This is a genomic window from Tsukamurella tyrosinosolvens, from assembly GCF_900104775.1.
Taxonomy (GTDB): domain Bacteria; phylum Actinomycetota; class Actinomycetes; order Mycobacteriales; family Mycobacteriaceae; genus Tsukamurella; species Tsukamurella tyrosinosolvens.
This window is the reverse complement of record NZ_FNSA01000003.1, coordinates 3,833,455-3,856,018: the sequence shown is the minus strand read 5'-3', so window position 1 is coordinate 3,856,018 and position 22,564 is coordinate 3,833,455. Positions and strand designations below refer to the sequence as shown.

24 protein-coding genes, 1 tRNA gene and 1 other RNA gene are annotated in these 22,564 nt (G+C 71.4%); 17 read left to right on the top strand and 9 right to left on the bottom strand.

The features are described from left to right. The first annotated feature begins 48 nt into the window (after nucleotides 1–48). From ftsX to ssrA, 4 genes are all read left to right on the top strand, one after another. Complete coding sequence (gene ftsX / locus BLW32_RS21070) at nucleotides 49–954, top strand: permease-like cell division protein FtsX (protein ID WP_068521960.1); 906 nt, start codon at nucleotides 49–51, stop codon at nucleotides 952–954. A gap of 105 nt (nucleotides 955–1,059) precedes the next feature. Further along, the gene (gene smpB, locus BLW32_RS21065) at nucleotides 1,060–1,539 is read left to right on the top strand and encodes an SsrA-binding protein SmpB (RefSeq protein WP_068521958.1); all 480 of its coding nucleotides are present in this window, start codon (nucleotides 1,060–1,062) and stop codon (nucleotides 1,537–1,539) included. Between the two features lie 111 nt (nucleotides 1,540–1,650). After that, nucleotides 1,651–1,773, top strand: coding sequence for a hypothetical protein (locus BLW32_RS28380; protein WP_255304249.1), 123 nt, complete (start codon nucleotides 1,651–1,653; stop codon nucleotides 1,771–1,773). A gap of 82 nt (nucleotides 1,774–1,855) precedes the next feature. Then, nucleotides 1,856–2,226: a transfer-messenger RNA gene (ssrA, locus tag BLW32_RS21060) on the top strand. 45 nt (nucleotides 2,227–2,271) lie between these two features. Here the strand turns inward: ssrA and BLW32_RS21055 are convergent. Beyond that, a complete protein-coding gene (locus BLW32_RS21055; protein WP_068521955.1) occupies nucleotides 2,272–2,484 on the bottom strand; it encodes an excalibur calcium-binding domain-containing protein in 213 nt (70 codons plus the stop codon). A 228-nt stretch (nucleotides 2,485–2,712) separates the two neighbouring features. Here BLW32_RS21055 and BLW32_RS21050 point away from each other — a divergent pair, with 228 nt between their 5' ends. Beyond that, a complete protein-coding gene (locus BLW32_RS21050; RefSeq protein ID WP_068626398.1) occupies nucleotides 2,713–3,660 on the top strand; it encodes an esterase/lipase family protein in 948 nt (315 codons plus the stop codon). A 4-nt stretch (nucleotides 3,661–3,664) separates the two neighbouring features. On the opposite strand, the gene BLW32_RS21045 is transcribed toward BLW32_RS21050, so the two are convergent. The 5 genes from BLW32_RS21045 to BLW32_RS21025 all read right to left on the bottom strand — a co-directional run bounded on the left by BLW32_RS21045 (nucleotide 3,665) and on the right by BLW32_RS21025 (nucleotide 7,708). Further along, nucleotides 3,665–4,411 carry an esterase/lipase family protein gene (locus BLW32_RS21045; protein ID WP_068521950.1) on the bottom strand — a complete coding sequence of 249 codons (747 nt, stop codon included), beginning with the start codon at nucleotides 4,409–4,411 and terminating at the stop codon, nucleotides 3,665–3,667. A 51-nt stretch (nucleotides 4,412–4,462) separates the two neighbouring features. Continuing rightward, on the bottom strand, nucleotides 4,463–5,386 hold the full coding sequence (locus BLW32_RS21040; RefSeq protein WP_068521948.1) for a cation diffusion facilitator family transporter: 924 nt from the start codon (nucleotides 5,384–5,386) through the stop codon (nucleotides 4,463–4,465). 84 nt (nucleotides 5,387–5,470) lie between these two features. Then, a complete protein-coding gene (locus BLW32_RS21035; RefSeq protein WP_068521941.1) occupies nucleotides 5,471–5,875 on the bottom strand; it encodes a RidA family protein in 405 nt (134 codons plus the stop codon). 58 nt (nucleotides 5,876–5,933) lie between these two features. Further along, nucleotides 5,934–6,680, bottom strand: a complete 747-nt coding sequence (locus BLW32_RS21030; protein ID WP_068739640.1) for an IclR family transcriptional regulator — start codon at nucleotides 6,678–6,680, stop codon at nucleotides 5,934–5,936. Further along, nucleotides 6,677–7,708: a sugar kinase gene (locus BLW32_RS21025; RefSeq protein WP_068739638.1), complete on the bottom strand. Its 1,032-nt coding sequence runs from the start codon at nucleotides 7,706–7,708 to the stop codon at nucleotides 6,677–6,679. The genes BLW32_RS21030 and BLW32_RS21025 overlap by 4 nt, the downstream gene beginning before the upstream one ends. Before the next feature lie 117 nt (nucleotides 7,709–7,825). Between BLW32_RS21025 and BLW32_RS21020 the strand changes: the two genes are divergently transcribed. The 8 genes from BLW32_RS21020 (at nucleotide 7,826) to BLW32_RS20985 (ending at nucleotide 15,910) form a co-directional block, all read left to right on the top strand. After that, nucleotides 7,826–9,082 carry a type III PLP-dependent enzyme domain-containing protein gene (locus BLW32_RS21020; RefSeq protein ID WP_068739636.1) on the top strand — a complete coding sequence of 419 codons (1,257 nt, stop codon included), beginning with the start codon at nucleotides 7,826–7,828 and terminating at the stop codon, nucleotides 9,080–9,082. A gap of 9 nt (nucleotides 9,083–9,091) precedes the next feature. Beyond that, complete coding sequence (locus tag BLW32_RS21015) at nucleotides 9,092–10,693, top strand: N-acyl-D-amino-acid deacylase family protein (RefSeq protein ID WP_068739634.1); 1,602 nt, start codon at nucleotides 9,092–9,094, stop codon at nucleotides 10,691–10,693. Next, on the top strand, nucleotides 10,690–11,322 hold the full coding sequence (locus tag BLW32_RS21010) for a bifunctional 4-hydroxy-2-oxoglutarate aldolase/2-dehydro-3-deoxy-phosphogluconate aldolase (RefSeq protein WP_231857286.1): 633 nt from the start codon (nucleotides 10,690–10,692) through the stop codon (nucleotides 11,320–11,322). The genes BLW32_RS21015 and BLW32_RS21010 overlap by 4 nt, the downstream gene beginning before the upstream one ends. A 27-nt stretch (nucleotides 11,323–11,349) precedes the next feature. Continuing rightward, nucleotides 11,350–12,744: a GntP family permease gene (locus BLW32_RS21005; RefSeq protein ID WP_068521927.1), complete on the top strand. Its 1,395-nt coding sequence runs from the start codon at nucleotides 11,350–11,352 to the stop codon at nucleotides 12,742–12,744. Between the two features lie 184 nt (nucleotides 12,745–12,928). Continuing rightward, nucleotides 12,929–14,572: a phosphoglucomutase (alpha-D-glucose-1,6-bisphosphate-dependent) gene (pgm, locus tag BLW32_RS21000; RefSeq protein ID WP_068739633.1), complete on the top strand. Its 1,644-nt coding sequence runs from the start codon at nucleotides 12,929–12,931 to the stop codon at nucleotides 14,570–14,572. A 46-nt stretch (nucleotides 14,573–14,618) separates the two neighbouring features. After that, nucleotides 14,619–15,359: a DsbA family protein gene (locus BLW32_RS20995; protein WP_139286278.1), complete on the top strand. Its 741-nt coding sequence runs from the start codon at nucleotides 14,619–14,621 to the stop codon at nucleotides 15,357–15,359. 88 nt (nucleotides 15,360–15,447) lie between these two features. Beyond that, nucleotides 15,448–15,520: transfer RNA gene (locus BLW32_RS20990), tRNA-Ala, on the top strand. 144 nt (nucleotides 15,521–15,664) lie between these two features. Beyond that, the gene (locus BLW32_RS20985) at nucleotides 15,665–15,910 is read left to right on the top strand and encodes a DUF2630 family protein (protein ID WP_068739631.1); all 246 of its coding nucleotides are present in this window, start codon (nucleotides 15,665–15,667) and stop codon (nucleotides 15,908–15,910) included. A 7-nt stretch (nucleotides 15,911–15,917) separates the two neighbouring features. Here BLW32_RS20985 and BLW32_RS20980 read toward each other — a convergent pair whose 3' ends face one another. Next, on the bottom strand, nucleotides 15,918–16,430 hold the full coding sequence (locus tag BLW32_RS20980; RefSeq protein ID WP_068739629.1) for a winged helix-turn-helix transcriptional regulator: 513 nt from the start codon (nucleotides 16,428–16,430) through the stop codon (nucleotides 15,918–15,920). Between the two features lie 61 nt (nucleotides 16,431–16,491). Here BLW32_RS20980 and BLW32_RS20975 point away from each other — a divergent pair, with 61 nt between their 5' ends. Next, nucleotides 16,492–17,904, top strand: a complete 1,413-nt coding sequence (locus BLW32_RS20975) for an MFS transporter (RefSeq protein ID WP_074850741.1) — start codon at nucleotides 16,492–16,494, stop codon at nucleotides 17,902–17,904. Here BLW32_RS20975 and BLW32_RS20970 read toward each other — a convergent pair. Then, nucleotides 17,819–18,283: an NUDIX hydrolase gene (locus BLW32_RS20970; RefSeq protein WP_068739626.1), complete on the bottom strand. Its 465-nt coding sequence runs from the start codon at nucleotides 18,281–18,283 to the stop codon at nucleotides 17,819–17,821. The genes BLW32_RS20975 and BLW32_RS20970 overlap by 86 nt on opposite strands. 73 nt (nucleotides 18,284–18,356) lie before the next feature. Between BLW32_RS20970 and BLW32_RS20965 the strand changes: the two genes are divergently transcribed. Together BLW32_RS20965 and BLW32_RS20960 are read left to right on the top strand one after the other, a co-directional pair. Further along, the gene (locus tag BLW32_RS20965) at nucleotides 18,357–19,058 is read left to right on the top strand and encodes a FadR/GntR family transcriptional regulator (protein ID WP_068523232.1); all 702 of its coding nucleotides are present in this window, start codon (nucleotides 18,357–18,359) and stop codon (nucleotides 19,056–19,058) included. Between the two features lie 17 nt (nucleotides 19,059–19,075). Continuing rightward, entirely contained in the window at nucleotides 19,076–19,918 is an 843-nt protein-coding gene (locus BLW32_RS20960) for a sterol desaturase family protein (RefSeq protein ID WP_068521904.1), read from the top strand. Here the strand turns inward: BLW32_RS20960 and BLW32_RS20955 are convergent. Beyond that, a complete protein-coding gene (locus tag BLW32_RS20955) occupies nucleotides 19,864–21,159 on the bottom strand; it encodes an MFS transporter (RefSeq protein WP_231857285.1) in 1,296 nt (431 codons plus the stop codon). The two genes, BLW32_RS20960 and BLW32_RS20955, sit on opposite strands and share 55 nt — an antisense overlap. Nucleotides 21,160–21,415: 256 nt before the next feature. On the opposite strand from BLW32_RS20955, the gene BLW32_RS20950 reads away from it, so the two are divergent. Further along, nucleotides 21,416–22,561: a CopD family protein gene (locus BLW32_RS20950; RefSeq protein WP_068739624.1), complete on the top strand. Its 1,146-nt coding sequence runs from the start codon at nucleotides 21,416–21,418 to the stop codon at nucleotides 22,559–22,561. Nucleotides 22,562–22,564 lie beyond the last annotated feature (3 nt).

Below are 22,564 nucleotides of genomic sequence, written 5' to 3'. Positions count from 1 at the left end.
CGCCCGCCGCACCCGCCGACGACGACGAACCGAAGGACTGAATTCCCAGTGCGAGCCAGTTTCATCACCAGCGAGGTCCTCACCGGCCTGCGCCGGAACGTGAGCATGACGATCGCCATGATCCTGACCACCGCGATCTCGCTCGGCCTGTTCGGCGGCGGCCTGCTCGTGGTGCGCATGGCCGACAAGAGCCAGGACATCTTCCTGCAGCGCGTCGAGATCCAGGTGTTCGTCGACGACAAGGTCGCGGCCGACGATCCGGACTGCCAGAAGGCCGTGTGCCAGGCGATCGAGTCGAAGATCAAGGCGCAGCCGGGCGTCGACTCGATCGACTACATCTCGCAGGACAAGGCCCTCGAGACCGCCAAGACCAAGACCTTCGCCGGCCAGCCCGAGCTGGCCGAGCTGGTGCGGCCCGGTGTGCTGCCCGCCTCCTTCAAGGTGCGCGTGGGCGACGAGAACAAGTTCGCCGCCGTCATCGATGCAGTGAAGGGCCAGCCCGGCGTGGCAGGGGTGCAGGACCAGCGCGAGCTGGTCGAGCGGGTGTTCTCCGTGCTCAACGGCGCGCGGAACGCGGCCTTCTTCGTCGCGCTGATCCAGGCCGTCGCCGCGGTGCTGCTGATCGCGAACATGGTGCAGGTGGCCGCGTACACGCGGCGCACCGAGGTCTCGATCATGCGCCTGGTGGGCGCCTCCCGCTGGTACACCCAGCTGCCCTTCCTGCTGGAGGCGGTGATCGGCGCCGTCATCGGTGCGGTCCTCGCGATCGCCGGCCTGTTCGCGGGTAAGGCCCTGTTCTTCGATCGGGCCCTGCGCGAGATGTACGGCGTGAACATCCTGGCGCGGATCACCAACACGGATGTGCTGCTGGTCTCCCCGTGGCTGATCCTCGTGGGCGCGGGCTTCGCCGCGGTCACCGCCTACGTGACCCTGCGCTTCTACGTGCGGGAGTAGCGCCGCCGATAAGTCGCTTTCCGCGCACCGTCGCATCCCCGTACGATGGAGTGGTTGTCCAGCGTGACCGGCACTCGGTCACGGCGTACGGAAGGGATGGGGACGATGGCGAAGGAGAAGGGGCGCTCGGTGATCGCGACCAACCGCAAGGCGCGCCACAACTACGCCATCCTCGACACCTTCGAGGCGGGCGTGGTGCTGGTGGGTACCGAGGTGAAGGCGCTCCGCGAGGGCAAGGCCTCCCTCGTCGACGCCTACGCGACGATCGACGACGGCGAGGTCTGGCTGCGTGGCCTGCACATCCCCGAGTACGGCAACGGCTCGTGGACCAATCACACGCCGCGCCGCACCCGCAAGCTGCTCATGCACCGCCGCGAGATCGACTCGCTGACCGGCAAGATCCGCGAGGGCAATCAGACGCTGGTGCCGCTGTCGATGTACTTCAGCGAGGGCCGCGTGAAGGTCGAGCTGGCGCTCGCCAAGGGCAAGCAGGACTACGACAAGCGGCAGGACATCGCCCGCCGCACCGCCGAGCGCGAGCTGGTCCGGGAGCTGGGCCGGCGCGTCAAGGGCATGCGCGGCTGACTTCTTTCCGACGGTGCCCGGCGTGGCGCGTTGAGTTCCGGTCTTGGCGGGCGTTCACTTGAGATACAAGTTACTGATGTGACTCGTGGGACTCAAGTGAGGAGCGGATCCATGAGTGTCGAGAACCGGGCCAAGGTCGTTTCGCTGGCGCATCGCGTCGGAGCGGTGCTGCTCACCGTGCTGATGAACATGAACGCCTCCGCCGCCGGCGTGCGTCCGCACACCGTCGGATAATCGCTGGACAGCCGCCGATGCCGGTGCGGTAGTATGGAACTTCCACTCCGTGAGGGGTGGGCTTCCGCAGAGCGGACGATGAGGGGCCGATCGGTTTCGACTTCGTTTGTTGACGCGGGGGAAGCGTGCCGGTGCAGGCTGGAGACCACCGTAAGCGTCGCAGCAACCCTATAAGCGCCGATTCCAATCAGCGCGACTTCGCTCTCGCTGCCTAAGCAGCCAGGCGAGTCTGTCAGTCCGGGTTCGCCCTCGGCCCGGGTACTGGCATCAGCTAGAGGGATTCACCCCGCGGTGCGGTCGCGGTATCGCGGGGGACATCAAACAGCGACTGGGATCGTCATCCCGGCTCGTCCGTGAGACCGGGAGATCCGAGTAGAGGCACAGCGGACTGCGCACGGAGAAGCCCCGTAGAAATGACGGAGGACCCGGGTTCAATTCCCGGCGGCTCCACAGCGAAGCGCCCCCGGCCATCGGCCGGGGGCGCTTTCGTGTCCGGTGCTACTTCTTCTTCACCTCGCACGCGATGCCGTCGCCGTCGCGATCGAGGTGGCTGCCGTAGCCGGGATCGCCCTTGAGGATCGGGGCCTTGCCGGCCTGGCGCACCTCGGTGCAGTTCTTGTAGTACGGATCGGCGTGCGATGCGGCGGCCGGGGCGGCGAGCGCCGCGATCGAGAACGCGGCGACGGCGATGCGGGTGACGGTCGGGGACATGGGGGGCTCCTGCAGACCGGGGGAAGCGACGACCGCAGGACGGTCCCTCTCCTGCGGTTCTTACGGTGTACGCCTTTGCGGCGGCAAGCAGATTGCCGGATATGGGTAATTAGCCGGGAAAGTGACCGCATCGCACGATTCTCGAGTGGCCGATCCGAGTGAGTGTCGGTGAAACAAGTTCTAGAAACGTCTCTCAGTACGACGAGGGTTGGGCTATCGTCCGTGGGCATGAACCTGCGTTCCGTATGGCGACGGGCGGTCGTCGCGGCGGCCGGCGCCGCGCTCCTGGTGGCGGCACCGTCGACCGCGGCTCCGCTGCCCGAGAACTTCAACTTCTTCGGCGGCATACCGTCGGAACTGACGAACGCGAACGGCTCGCTGCCGGGGACGAACGACTACTCCTGCAGGCCCACGGCTCGCCACCCCAACCCAGTCGTGCTGGTGCACGGCACCGGCGGCGGCTCGCAGACGAACTGGGGTGCCTACGCGCCGCTGCTCAAGAACAACGGCTACTGCGTCTTCTCGTTCACCTACGGCGCGCTGCCCGGCGCGCCGTGGCCGGTGAATCAGATCGGCGGGACCCGGCCGCTCGCGACCAGCGCGCAGCAACTCAAGTCGATGGTGGAACGCGTTCTCGCAGCGACCGGCGCGAAGAAGGTCGATCTCATCGGCCACTCGCAGGGCACGCTCATGCCGTCGTACTTCGTGAAGTACCTGGGCGGCGCCGGCAAGGTGGGCAAGTACGTCTCGCTCGCGCCGCTCTGGCGCGGCACGGGCGGCGATCTCGGGCGCGCGGCCTCCGTCTTCGTGCGCGGCCTGAACATCCGCGATCCGTACTTTCCGGTCTTCGAGTCGATCGGCGACATGCTGCCGGGATCGCGCTTCCTCGACAAGATCTGGGCCGACGGTACGCCCTATGCGCGCGGCGTCGAGTACACGAACATCTCCACCCGCTTCGACGAGCTGGTGCTGCCGTACACGAGCGGCCAGCTCGACGGCCCACCCGGAACCAAGGTCACCAACATCGTCGTGCAGGACACCTGCGGCCAGGACTTCTCCGACCATCTGGCCATCGCGGGTTCCCGGCGCGCGGCGTACTTCGCGCTCAACGCCCTCGACCCGCAGCATCCGCGGCCGGTGCCCTGTTACGTGGTGCCGCCGTTCACGGGGTCCTGACCCGCTAGCCTCCGCTGGCGGCCCGGCCCGCCGGGTACAGGGTGTTCGCCGCCTGGATCGAGCCGGCGGCCTCGTCGGCGCGCACGCCCTCGCACCGTCCGGCGACCGCAGCCTGGACCTGGGCGATGACGCGCGGGTCCACGGGCTCGACGGTGTGGTCGAATCCGCCGTTCCCGGTGGCCGACGGGACGGGCGTCATCCGGCACTGCGGTCCGGTGATGCGGCCGTCGGCCCACTCCTTCGCGCTCCGGATCGAGAAGTACTGCGTGGGTCCGACGGCCCCGACGCCGCTGTTCAGGGTGGCGAGGAAGTCCGAACCGGGGCACACCTCGCGGGCGGTGCCGGACTGCGAGCAGGCGGCGGGGCTGCCGTACTGCGCGGTGCCGATCGCGGCGTAGTGGGTCACCTTCGGGGCTCCGCCCAGCGCCTTGAGGTAGTAGCGGGCGCTGAGGCCACCGACGCTGTGCCCGACGAGGGAGACGGGGCCGCCGCCGGCCTTCGCCCGGTCGACGGCCGCGCCGATCGCGGCGGCGTCGGAGCGCAGGTCGAGGCCCCGCAGGTTCAGCACCTCGACCCGCGACCCGGACCGCTCAAGGGCGGTCTTCATCGGCTGGTAGGGCAGCGCGCCGATGTACTGGCCGGGAACGATGACGACGGTGCCCTGTGCGGGCGCGGCGGTAGCGGGTGCCGCGAGGGCGCCGGTCGCGGCGACGGCCGCCGCCAGGGCGATGAGGGAGCGTCCTGCAATCATGCAGGGGAGCCTAACCTAAACAACCAGGGTTGAGAAGGATCGTGTCGCGGCTCACTCCGAGCGGTACGCCTCCCCGTGGGGCTCGTCGCAGTGGTCCTCGGCGCCGTCGTGATCGACCTGCAGCGTCGCGTGCTCGATGCCGTACTCGTCGTGCAGCATGCCGCTGATCTTCGAGCGGACGGCGTGGCAGTCCGCGGCCGCGTCGACGAGGACGTGCGCCGACAGCGCGGGCTGCCCCGAGGTGATCTCCCAGATGTGCAGGTCGTGCACCTCGGTGACCGACGGCACCGCGGCGACGTCGCGCCCCACCTCGGCGGGGTCGAGGCCCTCGGGCGCGGCCTCGAGGAAGATCCGCCCCGACGCCTTGACCAGCCCCCAGCCGGCCTTGAGCATCAGCGCGGCCACGACCAGCGCGGCGATCGCATCCGCCCGGCCCCACCCCGTGGCCCAGATGACCGCGCCCGCGATGGCGGTGGCGATGAAGGCGTAGAGGTCGTTGAGGATGTGCTGGTAGGCGCCCTCGACGTTGAGGCTGGTGCGGTTGGCCCGCCGGATGCACCACGTGGCGGCGAGGTTCACGACGCAGCCGGCGAGCGCGGTGAAGAAGACCAGCCGGCCGTCGACGTCGGGTGGCGTGATCAGCCGCGAGATCCCCTCGTAGACGAAGAACGCCGCGAGGAGCAGGAGGGTGATCCCGTTGGCCTGCGCCGACAGGATCTCCACCCGCTTGAGGCCCCACGTGTAGCCGCCCTTCGCCGGCTTCGCGGCGAGCTTGATCGCGACCAGAGCGAGCACGATCGCCGCGGCGTCGGTGAGCATGTGCGCGGCGTCGGTGATCAGCGCGAGGGAGCTCGCGATGATGCCGATCGTCACCTCGATCGCCATGAAGCCGACGATGAGTGCCAGCGCCAGGCTCAGCCAGCGCTTGTCGGCGTCGGCCGACACCCCGTGATCGTGTCCCGCGTGTCCGCTCATCTCAGCTCCGCCCCCTCGTCCGATGAGATCACCGGATGACCATACATTGCGGTATGCGCATGTATCAACGGCGGAGCGGTGCGCTCAGTCCAGGACGGCGAGCGCGTCGATCTCCACGAGCATCACCTCGTGCGGGAGGTCGACGAAGACCGTCGTGCGGCAGGGGAGCGCGGCGCCCTCGGGTACGTTCTCCGCGATGAACGCGCCGTAGACCTCGTTCATCGGGCCGAAGTCGTCGCGGGTGGTGAGGTAGACGCGGAACATCAGCACGTCGGCCACGGACGCGCCGCCGGCCTCGAGGATCGCCTTGACGTTCTCCAGGGTGCGCCGGGTCTGCTCCTTGACGTCGCCGGCGGCGATGTACTGGTTCGTCGCGGGGTCCATCGGGCCCTGGCCGGAGACCTGCAGCAGGTTGCCGCGGCGCACGCCCTGCGAGAAGAAGTGGGCGGGAGCGGGCGCGTCGGTGGTGGAGACGGCGGTCGCGGTCATGGTGGTGATTCCTTTGCTCTCGTGGGTGTTTCGGTGTTCCCCGGGGTGTCCGGGAGGCTCAGCGCGGGCGGTACCCGCAGTCGCGGGAGATCGCCGCGCACGTGGCGCGCAGCGGCTCCAGCAGGTCCAGCAGCTCGTCGAAGGGCAGGACCACGTCGGGCACCGACACGGACACGGCAGCGACGATCGTGCCGCTCGCATCGCGGACCGGAGCGCCGATGCAGTTGATCGTGGGCTCGTTCTCCTCGCGGTCCGCCGCCCAGTCCTGCGCGCGGACGCGCTCGATCTCGGCCAGGTAGTCCTCGGGGGTCACAATCGTGTTCGGCGTGCGCCGGGTGAAGTCCATCCCGGCGACGAACCGTCGCAGTTCGTCGTCGGGCAGCGTCGACAGCATGAGCTTGCCGACGGCGCTGGAGTTGAGATTGACCTCCATGCCCACCCGCGAATACATGCGGATGAGGTCGCGCGACTCCAGCTTGTCGATGTAGACGACGGCGTCGCCCTCGCGGGCCGCGAGGTGCGTGGTCCGGCCGTACTCGCGGTTGAACGCGACCAGGTGGGGCGCGGCGATCTCACGGATCCCGCGCTGCTCCGAGGCGCGTGCCGCCAGGTCGAAGACGCGCGATCCGAGGTGGTAGCGGTGCGCCTCGTCGTGGTACGCGAAGCGCGCGTCGACGAGGGGCCGCAGCAGGCGCAGCACGGTGGTCTTGTGCACGCCGAGCTCGTCGGCCAGCTCGTCGAGCGAGGCGGGGGCCTCGCCCAGCAGGCGGAGGATCTCCAGCGCGCGGGTCAGGCTCTGGCTCATGGGGTCCCGCTCTCGCGTGGCGGTGGGAACGCCGCGCCGCCCACCCGGATTCCCGCCGGGCCCACGTAGGCGGCGGACCACGTGTCGTCGTCGCAGCTCAGAAGGGCCGTCATGGCCTCGGGCGGCAGGGTGGCGAAGTCGGCGCGCACCGTCAGCGTCGCCGCGGCGCCGGCGTGCCCGCGCCGCAGGCATGTGCGCATGTCCTCGTCGTGCGCGAGCCCGTGCAGGAAGCCCGCAGCGAACGAGTCGCCCGCGCCCACGGGCTCGACGACGTCGACGGACAGCGCGGGGACGGTGATCTGCGCGCCCTCCCGGTCGACGGCGATGGCCCGCACCGCCCCGTCCTTGACGACGACGGTGCGCGGTTCGGGAAGCAGGGCCCGGACCGCGGCGGGGGAGCCGGTGCCGAGCACGCGCTCGGCCTCGTCGGAGCCGACCAGGACGACGTCCGCGCTGCGGGCGAGCTCGACGACCAGCGACGGGTCGCCGTCGGGCCAGAGCTGTTCGCGCCAGTTGACGTCGAAGGTGACGGTGCCGCGCACGCCGGTGCGGTCGCGCAGCAGGGTCCGGGTGAGGGCCGCGCACGACGGGGAGAGGGCCGGTGTGATGCCGCTGGTGTGCACGATGCGGGCGCTCCTAAGGGCCGCGGCGACCGCGGCGCGGGTGAGGAAGTCGGGGCCCATCGCCGCGGCCGCGCTGCCCGCGCGGCGGTACGTGCTGGCGGTGGCGGGCTCGCCGTCCGCGTCGACGCCCTCGGTCTTGGCGTACCGGCCGGTGAAGGCGGCACCGTCGACCTCGATGCCGCCGGTGAGCACGCCGTGGGCCCGGAGGTGCTCGACGATCCGCCGGCCCTCGGCGTCCCCGCCGACCCGTCCGAGGAAGGCGGTGGGCGTGCCCAGGACCGCAGTGCCCGCGGCGACGTTGGCCTCGGCGCCGCCGGCGTGCATGGCGGGAGCGGGCGCGTCCAGGTCCGCCGCGGCGACCAGCGCCAGCGGTTCCCCGAGGCACGCGATCCAAGCTTCCGTCACCGTCTCGCACCGTTCTTCCGTCTCGTGGTTGTGCAGGTCCTCGTCGCAATGCTAGCGTCTGTGACACGCATCACGCAACGGTGATTGCAATATACGCAACGTAGCAGATTGGGAAGCATGATGGCCAACGGGAACGGCGCGCGGCCGACGGTGCTGAGTGTGCTCGACAAGGCGGTGCCCGCGTGGGCGAACGGCATGACGACGGCCGACTTCCTCGCCCGCGCGCCGCGTCTGGCCGGGCTCTCCACGCCGGTGCTCGTACTCGACCGCGCCGCGATGAACGACAACGTCGCCGAGTTCGCGCGCTGGACCGCCGCGCACGGCTTCGACCTCGAGCCGCACGGCAAGACCACGATGGCGCCCGCGCTCTGGCAGGACCAGCTCGACGCGGGCTCCACGGCGATCACCGTCGCGAACCTGCCCCAGCTGCAGGCCGCCGTCGCCACCGGCTTCCGGAACCTGCACGTGGCGAACGCGATCGCCGACCCGGCCGGCATCCGCTGGCTCGGCGAGGCGCTCGACGCCGACCCGGACCTCGAGGTCACCCTCTGGGCCGACGGACTCGGCACCGTCGACGTGCTCGACCGCGGTCTCGCCGCGGCGACGCGGCAGCCCACCGTCCTCGTCGAGATGGGCGGCCCCGGCGGCCGCACCGGGGCGCGCACCGTCGACGAGGCCGTCGCGATCGGCGAGCGCATCGCCGCGTCCCCGCGGCTGCGCCTCGGCGGCGTCACCGGCTACGAGGGCGCCTTCGCGCACGACACGTCGGCCGCGGCGCTCGGCACCGTCGACGAGTACCTGCGCACGCTGAAGGACCTGCACTCCCGCCTGCGCCCGCTGTACCCGGCGGGCCGCATCGTCGTCTCCGCCGGTGGCAGCGCCTATTTCGACCGCGTCGCCGCGATCCTGGGCGACATCGACGACGCCCGGATCGTGGTCCGCTCGGGGGCGTACATCATCCACGACGACGGCTTCTACCGCGGCATCACGCCGTCCGGCCGCGAGGCCGACGCGCCGCGGCTGCGGTCCGCGATGCACGTCTGGGCGCGCGTCATCTCCCGGCCCGAGCCCGGCCTCGCCCTGCTCGACGTGGGCCGTCGCGACGTCTCCTTCGACGAGGGCCTGCCCGAGCCGCAGGTCGCCGCGCCCGCGCTCGGCGAGCCCGCGCGACCGCTCGAGGCGGAGGTCTCCGCGGTCAACGATCAGCACGCGTTCCTCCGCCTGCCCGCGGGTGACCCGCTCGCGGTCGGCGACGTCGTGCGCCTGGGCCTGAGCCACCCGTGCACCGTCTTCGACAAATGGCGCGTGATCCCCGTGGTCGCCGACGACGGCGAGAACCCGCAGGTCGTCGACATGATCTCCACCTACTTCTAGAGGCGCGCCATGCACGACACACTCATCCGCGCCGCGTCCGTCGTCGATGGCACCGAGGCGCCGCGCTACACCGCGGACGTCGCGATCACCGACGGCGTCATCGCGGAAATCGGCACCGACCTCGGGGCGGCGCACCGCGTGATCGACGCCGACGGCCTGGTCCTGAGCCCCGGCTTCATCGACATGCACGCCCACTCCGACCTGCAGGTGCTCCTCAACCCCGGGCACCCGTCGCGGATCACGCAGGGCGTCACGTGCGAGGTGATCGGCCAGGACGGCCTGAGCTACGCGCCCGTCTCCGACGAGACGCTCGCCGTCGTCCGGCGCCAGATCGCCGGGTGGAACACCGATCCGGCGGACTTCGACTTCTCCTGGCGCACCGTCGGCGAGTACCTCGACCGGCTCGATGCGGCCGGCACCGCGACCAACCTCGCCTACCTCGTGCCGCACGGCCTCCTCCGGGCCCTCACGATCGGCTTCGGCGACGGTGTCGCGTCCCCGGCCGAGGTGGCCCGGATGCAGGAGATCCTGGCGCAGGGCATGCGCGAGGGCGCCGTGGGCCTGTCGACGGGACTGACCTACACGCCCGCCATGTACGCCGACGACGCCGAGCTGGCGGCGCTCATGCGCACGACCGGCGAGCTGGGCGGCTACTTCTCGCCGCATCACCGCAGCTACGGCGCGGGCGCGATGGAGGCCTACGCCGAGATGATCGACCTGTCGCGGCGCACCGGCTGCCCGCTGCACCTCGCGCACGCCACCCTCAACTTCGGGCCGAACAAGGGCCGGGCACCCGAGCTCCTCGCCCTGCTCGACGATGCCGTCGCCGCGGGGGCCGACGTCTCCCTCGACACCTACCCCTACCTGCCGGGCGCCACGACGCTCGCCGCGATCCTCCCGAGCTGGACCGCGGCCGGCGGCGCCGACGCCACTCTCGCGCGCCTGCGCGACCCGCAGGACCTCGCCCGCATCCGGGAGCACCTGGAGCACACCGGATCCGACGGCTGTCACGGCGTGATCGCCGAGTGGCACACCATCGAGATCAGCGGCGTCGGCACCGACGCGCTCGCCGGCTACGTCGGCCGCACCATCGAGCGGATCGCCGCCGACGAGCGCCGCGACCCGTTCGACGTGTGCATCGGGCTCCTGCTCGACGACCGCCTCGCCACCGGCATCCTGCAGCACGTCGGGCACGAGGAGAACGTGCGCGCCATCATGCGCCACCCCGCGCACACCGGCGGCAGCGACGGCCTGCTCGTCGGCGGCAAGCCGCACCCGCGCGCCTGGGGCACCTTCGCCCGCTACCTCGGCCACTACAGCCGGGACCTGGGGCTGATGAGCCTCGAGGAGTGCGTCGGCCACCTCACGGGGCGGGCCGCCCGTCGCCTCCGCCTGGTCCGACGGGGCCTGGTCCGTGAGGGCCATGCCGCCGACCTGGCGCTCTTCGACCCCGACGCGGTGATCGACCGCGCCACCTACGACGCCCCGCGCACGCCCGCGGCGGGGTTCACGCACGTCTTCGTCCGCGGCGTCGCCGCCCTGGACGAGGGGGAGACCACCGGCGCGCTCGCGGGCGGCGCGCTGCGCCTCACGGAAGAAGGAGTCCTGTGACCGCCACCGACCCATCCGGCCTGCTCGACGCGCTGGCCGCCGACCGGGCGCTCACCGTGGTGCGCGCCCCCGAACTCCCCGACGCCGCGGCCCTGTGCCGCGCGCTCGCGGAGGGCGGGATCCGCACCGTGGAGCTGACGTTCACCACGCCCGGCGTGCTCGGCCACCTCGAACGCGCCGCCGGCGTCGAGGGCACGAACCTCGGCGTGGGGACGGTGCGCTCCGCCGCGCAGGCGCGCGACGCCGTGAACGCCGGCGCCCGGTTCCTCGTGACGCCCGACGTCAACGAGGAGGTCGCGGAGGCGGCCCGCGACCTCGGCGTCCCCGTCTTCCTCGGCGCGCTGACCCCGACCGAGGTGGCCCGCGCGGCCGCGCTCGGGTCGGTGGCCGTGAAGATCTTCCCCGCCCGTGCCTTCGGGCCGGCGTACCTCAAGGACCTGCACGGTCCGTTCCCCGGCCTGCCGCTCCTCCCGTCCGGCGGGGTCAGTGAGGCCAATGCCCGCGAGTTCCTGGGTGCCGGCGCGATCGCCGTCTGCGCCGGCACGTCCGTCGTGCCCCCCGACACCGTCGCCGCCGGCGACTGGGCCGACATCACCCTCCGCGCCGCGCGTTTCGTCGCCGCGCTCTGATCCCCTTCCAGAACGGGAGTACCACTCATGTCCTCGGCCATCGACTGGCTGCAGCACGACACCGGGGGTCTGCTGACCCTCGCCGCGGTATCGATCGCGGTCCTGCTGCTCCTCATCATCAAGGTCAAGCTCGAGCCCTTCATCGCGCTGATCATCGTCTCGGTGGGCCTCGCGCTGGTCGCGGGCGTCTCCGTCGAGAAGCTGGTCGGATCGCCGCAGAAGGGTGCGGCGCAATCGATCCTGGAGACCGGCTTCGGCGGCATCCTCGGGCACATCGCCCCGATCATCGGCCTCGGCACGGTGCTCGGCGCCATCCTGGAACGCTCCGGCGGCGCCGACGTGCTCACCAGCTGGCTGCTCAAGCTGTTCGGGCCCAAGGGCGCGCCGCTCGCGATGGGCGTCACCGGCCTCATCCTGGGCATCCCGGTCTTCTTCGACATCGGCATCTTCATCCTGGCGCCGCTGGTCTACGTGTGCGCCAAGCGCGGCGGCAAGTCGCTCGTCATGTACGCGATGCCGATGCTCGCCGGCCTGTCGATGACGCACGCCTTCCTGCCCCCGCATCCCGGCCCCGTCGCCGCGGCCGGGCTGCTGCACACCTCGCTCGGCTGGATCATCATCATGGGCCTCGTCTGCGGTATCCCGGCCTGGTTCGCCTCGGGCGTCGTGTGGGGCACGTGGATCGGCAAGCGCGTCATCGTCGACGTGCCGGAGGAGTTCGTCCCGGAGGAGGCGCACGCGAGCAAGGACAAGCCGCCGCTCTCGCTCATCGCTTTCATCATCGCCGTGCCGATGCTGCTGATCCTCGGCGGCACCTTCGGCTCGGTGTGGCTCGAGAAGGGCACGAAGCCCTTCTCGATCCTGGTCTTCCTCGGCACGCCCGCCATCGCGCTGACCATCGCCGTGGTGCTCGCCTTCTACCTGCTGGGCATCCGGCGTGGCATCAACGCCACCCAGCTGGCGGAGATGACGGGCGCGGCGCTCAAGCCGATCGGCATGATCCTGCTGGTGGTCGGCGCGGGCGCCCTGTTCGGCGCGGTCCTGCGGGCCACGGGCGTCGGCACGGCGCTCACCGATTCGATGTCGGATCTCGGCCTGCCGCTCATCGTGACCGCCTACCTGGTCAGCTGTGCGCTGCGCATCGCGCAGGGCTCGGCGACGGTGGCGATCACGGCGACCGCCGGCATCATCGGCGAGACGGTGGCCGCGGGCAACTACTCGCAGGCGCAGATCGCGCTCATCGTCATCGCGATCTCGGCCGGCTCGATCATCCTCAGCCACGTCAACGACGGCGGCTTCTGGATCGTCGCGAAGTACTTCAACATGACGGTCAAGCAGACCCTCATGACCTGGTCGGTCCTCGAGACCATCCTGTCGGTGGTGGGCTTCGCGATGGTGCTCCTCGTCTGGGCGATCGTCTGACGGCCGCGGCGTCGCGACGGTCCGCCGTCGCGACGCCGTTGCTCGGCGTCATCCTCACCGCCGGGTCGTCGTGGCCCGGTCCGTGCGCTGGATTACCGCGCGCGGAACGCGTCCCGGCGATACGTTGGACGACAGCGGCCGCGTGATCCGCGGCCCGTATCCGGACTGACGAGGTGGACTGAAGATGGCGCATGCGCGTGCCGGCCAACCGGCCCTTCCCGAGGATCTGATCGACGTCGAAGCCGTTCGTGCTGCGTACTATTCGGTCGCACCGGACCCCGGCGATCCGGACCAGCGGGTGGCGTTCGGCACCTCGGGGCATCGCGGCACCTCCCTGAACGGCAGCTTCAACGAGAACCACATCGCGGCCACGACGCAGGCCATCGTCGAGTACCGCGCGGCGGAGGGCGTCCGCGGCCCGCTGTACCTCGCGAAGGACACGCACCTGCTGTCCGGCCCCGCGTGGGAGACGGCCGTGGAGGTGCTCGCGGCGAACGGCGTGGACACCCTCATCGACCACGACGACCGGTACACGCCGACGCCCGCGCTGAGCCACGCGATCCTCACCTTCAACCGCAAGCACGGCGGCGGCGTCGAGGCCGACGGCATCGTCGTCACCCCGTCGCACAACCCGCCCGCGGACGGCGGCTTCAAGTACAACCCGCCCACCGGCGGCCCCGCCGACACCGACGCGACGTCGGCGATCGCCGCCCGCGCCAACGAGATCCTCGAGGGCGGCCTCCGCGACGTGCGCCGGATCCCGCTCGCACAGGCCCTGGCGTCGGACGCGGTGCAGCGCTTCGACTTCCTCGATTCGTACGTCGGCGACCTGCCCTCGGTGCTGCACCTGGACAAGATCCGCGACGCGGGCGTCCGCATCGGCGCCGACCCGCTCGGCGGCGCGGCCGTCGGCTACTGGGGCGCGATCGGCGACCGGTACAACCTCGATCTCACCGTCGTCAACCCGACGGTCGACCCGCAGTTCGCGTTCATGACGCTCGACACCGACGGCAAGATCCGCATGGACTGCAGCTCGCCGAACGCCATGGCCTCGCTGATCGCGAACAAGGACCAGTACGACATCGCGACCGGCAACGACGCCGACTCCGACCGGCACGGCATCGTCACCCCCGACGGCGGGCTGATGAACCCGAACCACTATCTCGCCGTCGCCATCGACTACCTCTTCGCCTCGCGCGGCGGCTGGCGCGACGACGCCGCGGTCGGCAAGACGCTCGTCAGCTCATCCATGATCGACCGCGTGGTAGCGGAACAGCGCCGCAAGCTCCTCGAGGTCCCCGTCGGCTTCAAATGGTTCGTGCCCGGCCTGCTCGACGGGAGCGTCGGCTTCGGCGGCGAGGAGTCCGCCGGCGCCTCGTTCCTGCGGCACGACGGTTCCGTGTGGACCACCGACAAGGACGGCATCATCCTGGCGCTGCTCGCGTCGGAGATCCTGGCCGTCACCGGCAAGAGCCCGTCGCAGCACTTCGCGGTACTGGGGGAGCAGTACGGCGTGCCCGCCTACGCGCGCACGGACGCGCCCGCCGGCCGCGAGCAGAAGGCCGTGCTGGCGAAGCTCTCGCCCGAGCAGGTCACCGCGGACGAGCTCGCGGGGGAGCCGATCACCGCCAGGCTCACCCGCGCGCCCGGCAACGGTGCGCCCATCGGAGGCCTCAAGGTGACCACCGAGAGCGCGTGGTTCGCGGCGCGGCCGTCGGGCACGGAGGACGTGTACAAGATCTACGCCGAGTCCTTCCGCGGAGCGGAGCACCTCGCGCAGGTGCAGGCCGAGGCGAAGGCCCTCGTCGACGGTGTTCTCGGGGCCTGAACCCGCCTGACCTGCGCACTCACGGGCGGCCGCTATTGTGGTCGGCGTGAGCAAGGGTAAGAACGCGAAGTACGTTCCCGCGAAGCAGTCCAACACCATGACCTACGTGCTGGGCGGCATCGCCGTCCTCGTGGTCATCGTGGTCGTCATCGGCGGCGTCCTGCTGCTGAGTAAGAAGGAGGGGACGCCCGCCGACAAGGCGCAGGCCGCCATCGACAAGGCGACCCCGGCCTTCGTGCTCGGCAAGGCCGACGCTCCCACGAAGCTGACCTTCTTCGAGGACCCGTACTGCCCCGCCTGCGGCAACATGGAGCGCCAGTACGGCGAGCAGATCACCAAGGCCATCGACGATGGCAAGCTGCAGGTGAAGTTCTTCATGCTCTCGTTCCTGAACCGCAACAGCCCGTCGGGCGACTACTCCGACCGCGCCGCGGGCGGCCTGCTGGCGATCGCCAAGTCCTCGCTGCCCGACGACCAGAAGCAGAAGGCATGGATGGGCGCGCACACCGCGATGTACGCCAACCAGCCCGAGGAGGGCAAGGGCGACAAGACCAACGCTGAGATCGCGACGGTCCTCGCCGACGGTTCCAAGGCCAAGGGCGTCGAGCTGCCCGCCGACGTCGTCGCCGCCATCCGCGACGGCAAGTACACCGTCGAGTCCGCGCAGAACGCCGGCACCGGCAGCCAGGTGATGCAGGACATCGGCAGCACCGGGACGCCGACCGTCGTGCACAACGGCGAGAAGATCACCGTGCAGGGCGACTGGCTGACCCCGCTCCTCAAGTAAAACCGGCACTGACCAGCCGATTTGGTGCACGAGAGCTGCCTCCTGTAATGTTCTCCGGGCGGGAAACCGCAGGTGAACAACGCAATACGGGGCTATGGCGCAGCTGGTAGCGCACCACACTGGCAGTGTGGGGGTCAGGGGTTCGAGTCCCCTTAGCTCCACCGAAGAAGACCCCTCCGACGTAGGTCGGAGGGGTTTTCTCGTGTCCGGGGTTCGACGGTCCGCCGCCCACTCGCGCCGAGGGGTTGGTGGGACGCCTCGACGGTGGACCCTCGCGACGCGCGGATCGGTGGCAGGATCGAATCATGACCGACGACGCAGTCCACACCCGGATCGACGCCCTCATCGCGGAGGAGCACGCGCTGCGGGACAAGCTCGGCGCGGGCGAGATCAGCGAGAGCGACGAGCACGCGCGGCTCCAGGTGCTCGAGACCCAGCTCGACCAGGCGTGGGACCTGCTGCGCCAGCGCCGCGCGCGGCGCGAGTTCGGCGAGAACCCGGACGGTGCGGCGCCCCGGTCGACGAACACCGTGGAGAACTACCGCAACTGACGGCCCGTCAGGGGACCGGCGTCAGCATCCGGTGCCGGTCGCGCAGCGCGACGGCGACCGGATCGTCGCGGCGCCGCGGGTTCGGCCCGTCGCCCGGGCGCGAATCCAGGTCGCGCACGGTCGGCACGATGCCGCAGCGCGGGCACAGGCCGGACTCCTCCAGGTCGGTCCCGCAGGTGGCGTGCGCGAAGATTCGCGCCGGGAAGTCGGCGTCGAGGTGGCGGCGGCCCCAGCGGATGAGGCCGAAGAGTGTGGGCCACAACTCCTCGCCGGCGGGCGTGAGCTCGTATTCGACGGTCCGCCCCACCTTGCGGCGGGTCACCACCCCGGCGGCGACCAGGGTGTCGAGGCGCTCGGTGAGCACGCCGCGCGAGACGTCGAGGTGCTCCAGCAGGTCGCTGAAGTGGCGCACGCCGTAGAAGAGGTCACGCAGGATGAGCATCGTCCACCGCTCGCCGATCACTTCGAGGGCGCGTGCCAGGTGGCAGGGCTGCGCCTCGTATCCCGTCCCGAGTGCCATGGCCCCAGCATAGCGCGATCGAGTCTTGTGAACAGACTCGTCCTGCGGCATGATGAGTCTCATGACCAGACTGGAATCGGGGTACGAGCGGGTCCTCGCGACCGTCGCGGCGAGCACGCTGCTGGCGATGCTCGCCTACGCCGGGCCGCTCGGCAACGCCGTGACGCTCAACTCCGCACTGCGCGCAGGCCCGGCCGCGGCCACGTGGATCCTGGCCTCGATGAGCGTCGGGCTCGCCGCGGCGCTGGTCACCGCGGGGGTGGTCGCCGACCGCATCGGCCACCGGCGGGTCTTCCTCGCCGGTGCCGCCGTCTTCGTCGCCGCGAACCTCGCGTGTGCGGCCGTCGCCTCGGCGCCGCTGTTCGTGGCCGCCCGGATCCTCGCGGGCGTCGGCGCCGCCGGCATGATCGCCACCGGCCTGGGCCTCCTGGCCGCAGTGAGCGAGCACGACGGTCATCGCGCCCGCACCGCGGTGTGGTGGAGCTCGTCGATGGGTGCGGGCATCGCGCTCGGGCCGATCCTCACCGGTGTCCTCGACCTCGCCGGCGCGTGGCGCCTGTTCTACGTGGTACTCGCGGCGGGAGGCGCGGCGCTGTGGCTCGCCGCGCGCCGCATCCCCGCGCGGCCCGCGCACAATCCCGACCGACCGCTCGACGCACTCGGCTTCGTCTTGCTCACGGCGGCTCTCACGGCCGCGGTCGCGGCGCTGGTCGAGGCCCGCGCCGGCGCCGGCGCGGCGGCAGCCGCCCTCGGGGTGGGCGCCGTCGTGCTCGCCGCGGCACTCGTCGCGAGCCAGCGGTACGGCCGTGCGCGACTCGTCGACCCGGGGCTGTTCCGGCGGCCGCGGTTCCTCGCTGCGACCCTCGCGGCCTTCGGCACCGGTATCGGCGTCATCTCCGCGATGTCCGTCGCCGCCACCTTCGTCGTCCGCGGTCTCGGCCTCAGTACGCTGCAGGCCGGCGCCCTGCTCGCCCTGTGGGCCGGGACGAGCGCGGTGGCGGCGCTGGGCTTCTCGCGCCTCGCCGGGGTGCTGTCCGGCCGCACGCATCTCGTCGGAGGGCTGGCGGGAGTCGCGCTGGGCCTGTTCCTCACCGCGGGTCTGTCCGACGGTGCCTCCCCGCTCCGCCTCGTCCCGGGTCTCCTGGTCGCGGGTATCGCCTCCGGTCTGCTCAACACCGGACTGGCGCGCGAGGCGATCGCGAGCGTCCCCGCGGCCGATGCCGCGATGGGCAGCGGCGTGAACAACACGGCCCGCTACGTCGGCTCCGCGCTGGGCATCACGATCGCCGGCGTCCTCGCCGCGGGCACCGGCGCCGTCGCCGGCTGGAACCACATCGCGCTCGCCGCCGCTGCTGTCTCGCTGGCCTGCGCGCTGGGTGTCGCCGCGCTCACGCTCCGGACAGGTGCTCCCGCAGCCGGTCGAGGAACGCCGACTGCGCCTTCACCAGCTTCTCCGCGGCCTCCTCGGCGCTGAACCAGCCGGCACGGTCGATCTCCGGGAAGCTCTGCATCCGGCCCGAACCGCGCGGCCACTCCAGCTCGAATTCGTTGGAGTGGATCGTCGTCGCGTCGAAATCGCCCTCGCGGGCGTACGCGGTCACCGTCTTGCCTCCGGACTGCCGGACGGAGCCCAAGGGCACCGTCGGGCCGGGCGGGGCGGGCGAGCCCAGCTCCTCGGCGAACTCGCGCTCCGCCGCGGCGAGGGGCTCCTCGTCGGTGTACAGGCCCTTGGGGATCGACCAGGCGTGCGCGTCCTTGCGGCTCCAGAACGGGCCGCCCATGTGCCCGAGCAGCACCTCGACGGTGCCGTCGGTGCGGCGGAACAGCAGGAGTCCGGCACTGGTCGTGGTCACCTTCCCAGTGTGCACGTCACACAACTGGTCCAACCAGTTGACCTGATTGGATCCGGGTGCCATGCTGCTCGCCATGGACGTCACCCCCATCGCCAGGACCGCGGTCTCGGACGAGGTGCTCGCGCGCATCGTCGACGAGATCCTGTCCGGACGCCTCGCCCCGGGCGACCCGCTGCCCGCGGAGCGCGAACTCGCCGAGCGCTTCGGCGTGAACCGGCACGCGGTCCGCGAAGCCCTCAAGGGGGTGCGGCAGGCGGGACTCGTGCACATCGCTCAGGGCGGCAAGACGCGCGTCCTCGATTGGCGGGAGAGCGCCGGGCTCGACGTGCTCAGCGCCGTCGCCGCCGCGGGCGTCGTGCCCCCGCTGCGCGTCCTGCGCGACGTCACCGAGATGCGCCGCACCATCGCCGCCGACGCCGCGCGGCTGTGTGCCGAGCGCGCGACCGCGGAGGAGAAGGACGCGATCGTCGCGCTCGCGCAGGGCTATCCCGACGGCGGGTACACCGCCGACGCCGCCTTCTGGACCGCCGTGATCGACGGCTCAGGAAACCTCGCCTACCGGCTCGCGCTCAACACTCTTCTCGCCGGCATGCGGGGCGTGGGGGAGCGGACCTTCGGCGCCCTCGGGCTCGACGGTGAGCTACTGGATCGGCAGGCGCACCTCGACCTCGCCCGGCACATCGCCGATGGTGCCGGCGACGCCGCGCACCGCGCCGCCTCCGACCTCCTGGCCGGGATCGTCGCCGCCCTCGACGCCGCCTCGGCGGCCTCCTAGAAAGCACCGATGCCACCGTGTTCGACCTCATCCGCGCCGCCATCCCGGTGTTCGTCCTGTGCCTCGCGCTCGAGTACCTCTCGTTCCGGTTCCGGCCGGACGACGACGAGCTCGGCTACGACCTGCGCGATGCGCGCACGAGCCTCACGATGGGCATCGGCAACGTCGTCATCAACCTGGGCTGGAAGCTGGTGGTGCTGGCCGCGCTGGCCGGCGCGTACCTGCTCGCGCCGGTGCACCTCCCGGCCACGAACCCGCTCACCTGGGTGCTGCTGTTCGTCGCCGACGACCTCGCCTACTACTGGTACCACCGCACCCACCACACCGTCCGCGTGTTGTGGGCGAGCCACGTGGTGCACCACTCGAGCCGGTTCTACAACCTCTCGACGGCGCTGCGCCAGACGTGGACGCCCTTCACCGCGCTGCCCTACTGGATCCCGCTGGCGCTCATCGGCATCCCGCCGTGGATGATCCTCCTGCAGCAGTCGGTGAGCCTGCTCTACCAGTTCTTCATCCACACCGAGCGCGTCGGGAAGCTGTGGCGGCCGGTCGAATTCGTGATGAACACCCCGTCGCACCACCGCGTGCACCACGGCTCGAACGCGGCGTACCTCGACCGCAACTACGGCGGCATCCTCATCCTCTGGGACCGCCTGTTCGGCACGTTCGAGCCGGAGGGGGAGCGGGTGCGGTTCGGGCTGACGAAGAACATCGACACGCACAACCCGCTCAAGGTTGCGACGCACGAGTACGCGGCGATCGCGCGGGACGTGCGCGGCGCGCGCTCGTGGCGCGACCGGTGGGGTTACGTGGTGAAGGGGCCGGGCTGGTCGCCGGCGGTACCGGCCGCGGCCGACTGACGACGGGAGAGCACCGCGTTCGCGATCCCCGCACCCAGCACGACGAGGGCTGCGACCAGCGGCGCGCACTGCGCCGCCGCGGTGCCGACGTTCTCCGCGAGCGCCCCGTTCACTGCCGACGCCAGCGACTGGCCCAGGATCAGGCTGCTGCCGAGGATCGTCATGACGGTGGCGGAGCGGCCCACCGGGCTGCGCTCGGCGCCCAGGCTGAACTCGGTCACCAGCGTCGGGCCGACGCCGATGCCCGCGATGGCGAGGCCGGCCACGAGCAGCGGCAGCGACGGCGCGGCGGCGATGAGGACGGCACCGAAGACCAGCACCGTCGCGAAGCTCACCCAGCGTGCGGCGATGCTGAACCGCTCGGGGAGCAGCGCCGAGCCGAGGGCGAGCGCGGCGGAGCCGACGCCCATGACGCCGTAGAACAGGCCCGCGGACTCGGCGTTGCCCGCGTCGCGCATGAAGGCGGTGAGGCCGGTGAGGGTGGACCCGAAGAACAGGCCCATGCCGAAGACGCCGGCGATCACGGTGAACAGCAGGGGATTCGCGAGCTCGCGCGCCGGAGCCTGGATGACCGCGCCGTCGGCGTGCTGCTCTGCGGCCCGCCCGCTGGGGTGCAGGGCGAACGCCGAGACGAAGAGCACGGTCAGCACCGCGGCTCCGATCATCGGGGCTGCGGGCGACATCGTGGTCGCGAGCAGGCCGACGATGACGGGGCCGAAGACGAAGATCACCTCGTCCGCGGCGGACTCGTACGCCATCACGGACAGCAGCGTCCGCACCCGGCGCCCCTCCGGGAGCTTCGTGGTGATCATCGTGACCAGGCGGCTGCGCGACATCGGCCCGACCTGTGGGGCGCTCGCCCCGACCAGTGCCGCCGATGCGAGCACCGCCCAGCCGGGCAGGGGGCTGAAGACGACCCACGTCATGAGCAGCAGCGCAAGGCTGTTCGCGATCCCCGCGGCGAGCACCGTCCGGCGCTGGCCGAACCGGTCGGCCGCCGCCCCGACGAGCGGACCGACGGCGGCGGAGCCGATGCCGACCATCGCCGAGCTCAGCCCGCCGAAGGCGAGCGAGTCCCGGCCCGCGACCACCAGCGTCAGCACGCCGACCACCATCATGGCGAACGGGAGACGTGCGACGAAGGCCACGGGGAAGTAGCTGCGGCCCGCGACCGACATCAGCGTCGGTGCGGGGGAGTGGATCTCCGTGGAGGGCGTCTCGTGGGACATGGTGGCGGTCACCGTCGTGGGGCCTTTCCGCGGCGCGCGTGGCCGCATCGTGTCGACGTGCCGCCTTGGGTGCCCGGAGGGCCGTGCCAGGTAGATACACGGAGCTGTCGCCGCGACGTCGTTCGCGGCCGAATCATCCTATCAATTCTCGGCCCGGAATGCTCACGCGTGAGAACCGGACACCTTGTCGAAACTAATAAAACCCCAGGTAAAGAGGGGTTTTGTCCGATTGGTCACACCGGGTAAGTAAGGCTAGTCTCACTCGACTATGACGAGCCTTACCTTGCATCTCGCGGCGGCCGCTCCGGCCGCCCCTCCGCTGTGGCGCATCCTCACCCAGGTGGGGTACTTCGGTGCGCTGGCGCTCGCCGGCGGCCTGTTCCTCGCCGTCGCCTTCCTGCTCCCGGCCGCGGCGCGGGGCGGCGCGGCCGACCGCGCCCTGCGGGGTCTGGCCCCGTACGTCGCGGCGTTCACCGCGGTCGCCGCCTATGCGCAGTACGCGGGGCGCATCGCGCGGAGCAAGCTGGGCGTCTCCTTCGCGGAGTCGCTCTCGCCGGCGAACTTCGGCGCGTACCTCGACCTGCCGAGGGAGAAGGGGGCGTGGATCTCCGCGGCGGCGATGGCGACGGTGCAGCTCGGCCTGTTCGCGCTCGCCGTCGTGCTCCTGGTGGTCGTGTGGCGGCTCCGCGGCCGGGTCGCGGCGCCCGTCGCGGGCGCGGGCTTCGCGGTCGTGATGCTCGCCGCGTCGGCGCCCAGCCTCACCACGGCGGTGGTGGGCATGGACGCCGCGGCCAATCGCGTGCTCAAGCTGGCGCACATCCTGGCCTGCGTCGTCTGGCTCGGCGGGCTGTTCGTGCTCGCGGCGGCGGGCCTGCGGGCGCGGCGCTCCGGCGCCGACGGCGCGGGAGCCTTCGAGCGGATGTGGGTGCGGTTCAGCGCGTGGGCGATGGGCGCGGTCATCGCGGTCGGCGTCAGCGGACTCTGGCTGACGTGGGTGCACGTCGGATCGTTCGCGCAGTTCGTCACCACGCCCTACGGCCGGTACCTGCTGATCAAGCTGGTCCTGGTCGCGGGCATGGTCGCCGCGGGCGTCTACAACGTGCGCGTCCTCATCCCCGCGATCCGGCGGGCGCGCCTCGCCGGCGACGAGGACACCGTCGTCCGGCTGGTCCTGCACCACTTCCCGAAGGTCGTCGCGGCCGAGGCCGTCGCCGGCATCGGAGTCCTGCTCGTCGTGCCCTTCCTGTCGGGCTCCGCGCGCAAGCAGGCCGACGGTGCCGCCGCCGGGCCCTTCGATTGGGAGACCTTCGGTATCGGCGCGCTCCTCGTGGTGCTGCTCATCGCTGCGTGCACCGCTGCGGTCCGGCTCGGCGCCGACCGCCCCGCCGCCGCGGCGGGTGCCCCCGCGGCGTAGGTC

Coding starts and splice junctions, on each gene's coding strand:
- BLW32_RS21045 (WP_068521950.1), bottom strand. CDS start 4,411: ATGATTGCAGGACGCTCCCTCATCGCCCTGGCGGCGGCCGTCGCCGCG.
- BLW32_RS21005 (WP_068521927.1), top strand. CDS start 11,350: ATGTCCTCGGCCATCGACTGGCTGCAGCACGACACCGGGGGTCTGCTG.
- BLW32_RS21055 (WP_068521955.1), bottom strand. CDS start 2,484: ATGTCCCCGACCGTCACCCGCATCGCCGTCGCCGCGTTCTCGATCGCG.
- pgm (WP_068739633.1), top strand. CDS start 12,929: ATGGCGCATGCGCGTGCCGGCCAACCGGCCCTTCCCGAGGATCTGATC.
- smpB (WP_068521958.1), top strand. CDS start 1,060: ATGGCGAAGGAGAAGGGGCGCTCGGTGATCGCGACCAACCGCAAGGCG.
- BLW32_RS20975 (WP_074850741.1), top strand. CDS start 16,492: ATGACCAGACTGGAATCGGGGTACGAGCGGGTCCTCGCGACCGTCGCG.
- BLW32_RS21015 (WP_068739634.1), top strand. CDS start 9,092: ATGCACGACACACTCATCCGCGCCGCGTCCGTCGTCGATGGCACCGAG.
- BLW32_RS20950 (WP_068739624.1), top strand. CDS start 21,416: ATGACGAGCCTTACCTTGCATCTCGCGGCGGCCGCTCCGGCCGCCCCT.
- BLW32_RS21030 (WP_068739640.1), bottom strand. CDS start 6,680: ATGAGCCAGAGCCTGACCCGCGCGCTGGAGATCCTCCGCCTGCTGGGC.
- BLW32_RS21020 (WP_068739636.1), top strand. CDS start 7,826: ATGATGGCCAACGGGAACGGCGCGCGGCCGACGGTGCTGAGTGTGCTC.
- BLW32_RS20985 (WP_068739631.1), top strand. CDS start 15,665: ATGACCGACGACGCAGTCCACACCCGGATCGACGCCCTCATCGCGGAG.
- BLW32_RS21040 (WP_068521948.1), bottom strand. CDS start 5,386: ATGAGCGGACACGCGGGACACGATCACGGGGTGTCGGCCGACGCCGAC.
- BLW32_RS28380 (WP_255304249.1), top strand. CDS start 1,651: ATGAGTGTCGAGAACCGGGCCAAGGTCGTTTCGCTGGCGCATCGCGTC.
- BLW32_RS20980 (WP_068739629.1), bottom strand. CDS start 16,430: ATGGCACTCGGGACGGGATACGAGGCGCAGCCCTGCCACCTGGCACGC.
- BLW32_RS20965 (WP_068523232.1), top strand. CDS start 18,357: ATGGACGTCACCCCCATCGCCAGGACCGCGGTCTCGGACGAGGTGCTC.
- BLW32_RS21035 (WP_068521941.1), bottom strand. CDS start 5,875: ATGACCGCGACCGCCGTCTCCACCACCGACGCGCCCGCTCCCGCCCAC.
- BLW32_RS21050 (WP_068626398.1), top strand. CDS start 2,713: ATGAACCTGCGTTCCGTATGGCGACGGGCGGTCGTCGCGGCGGCCGGC.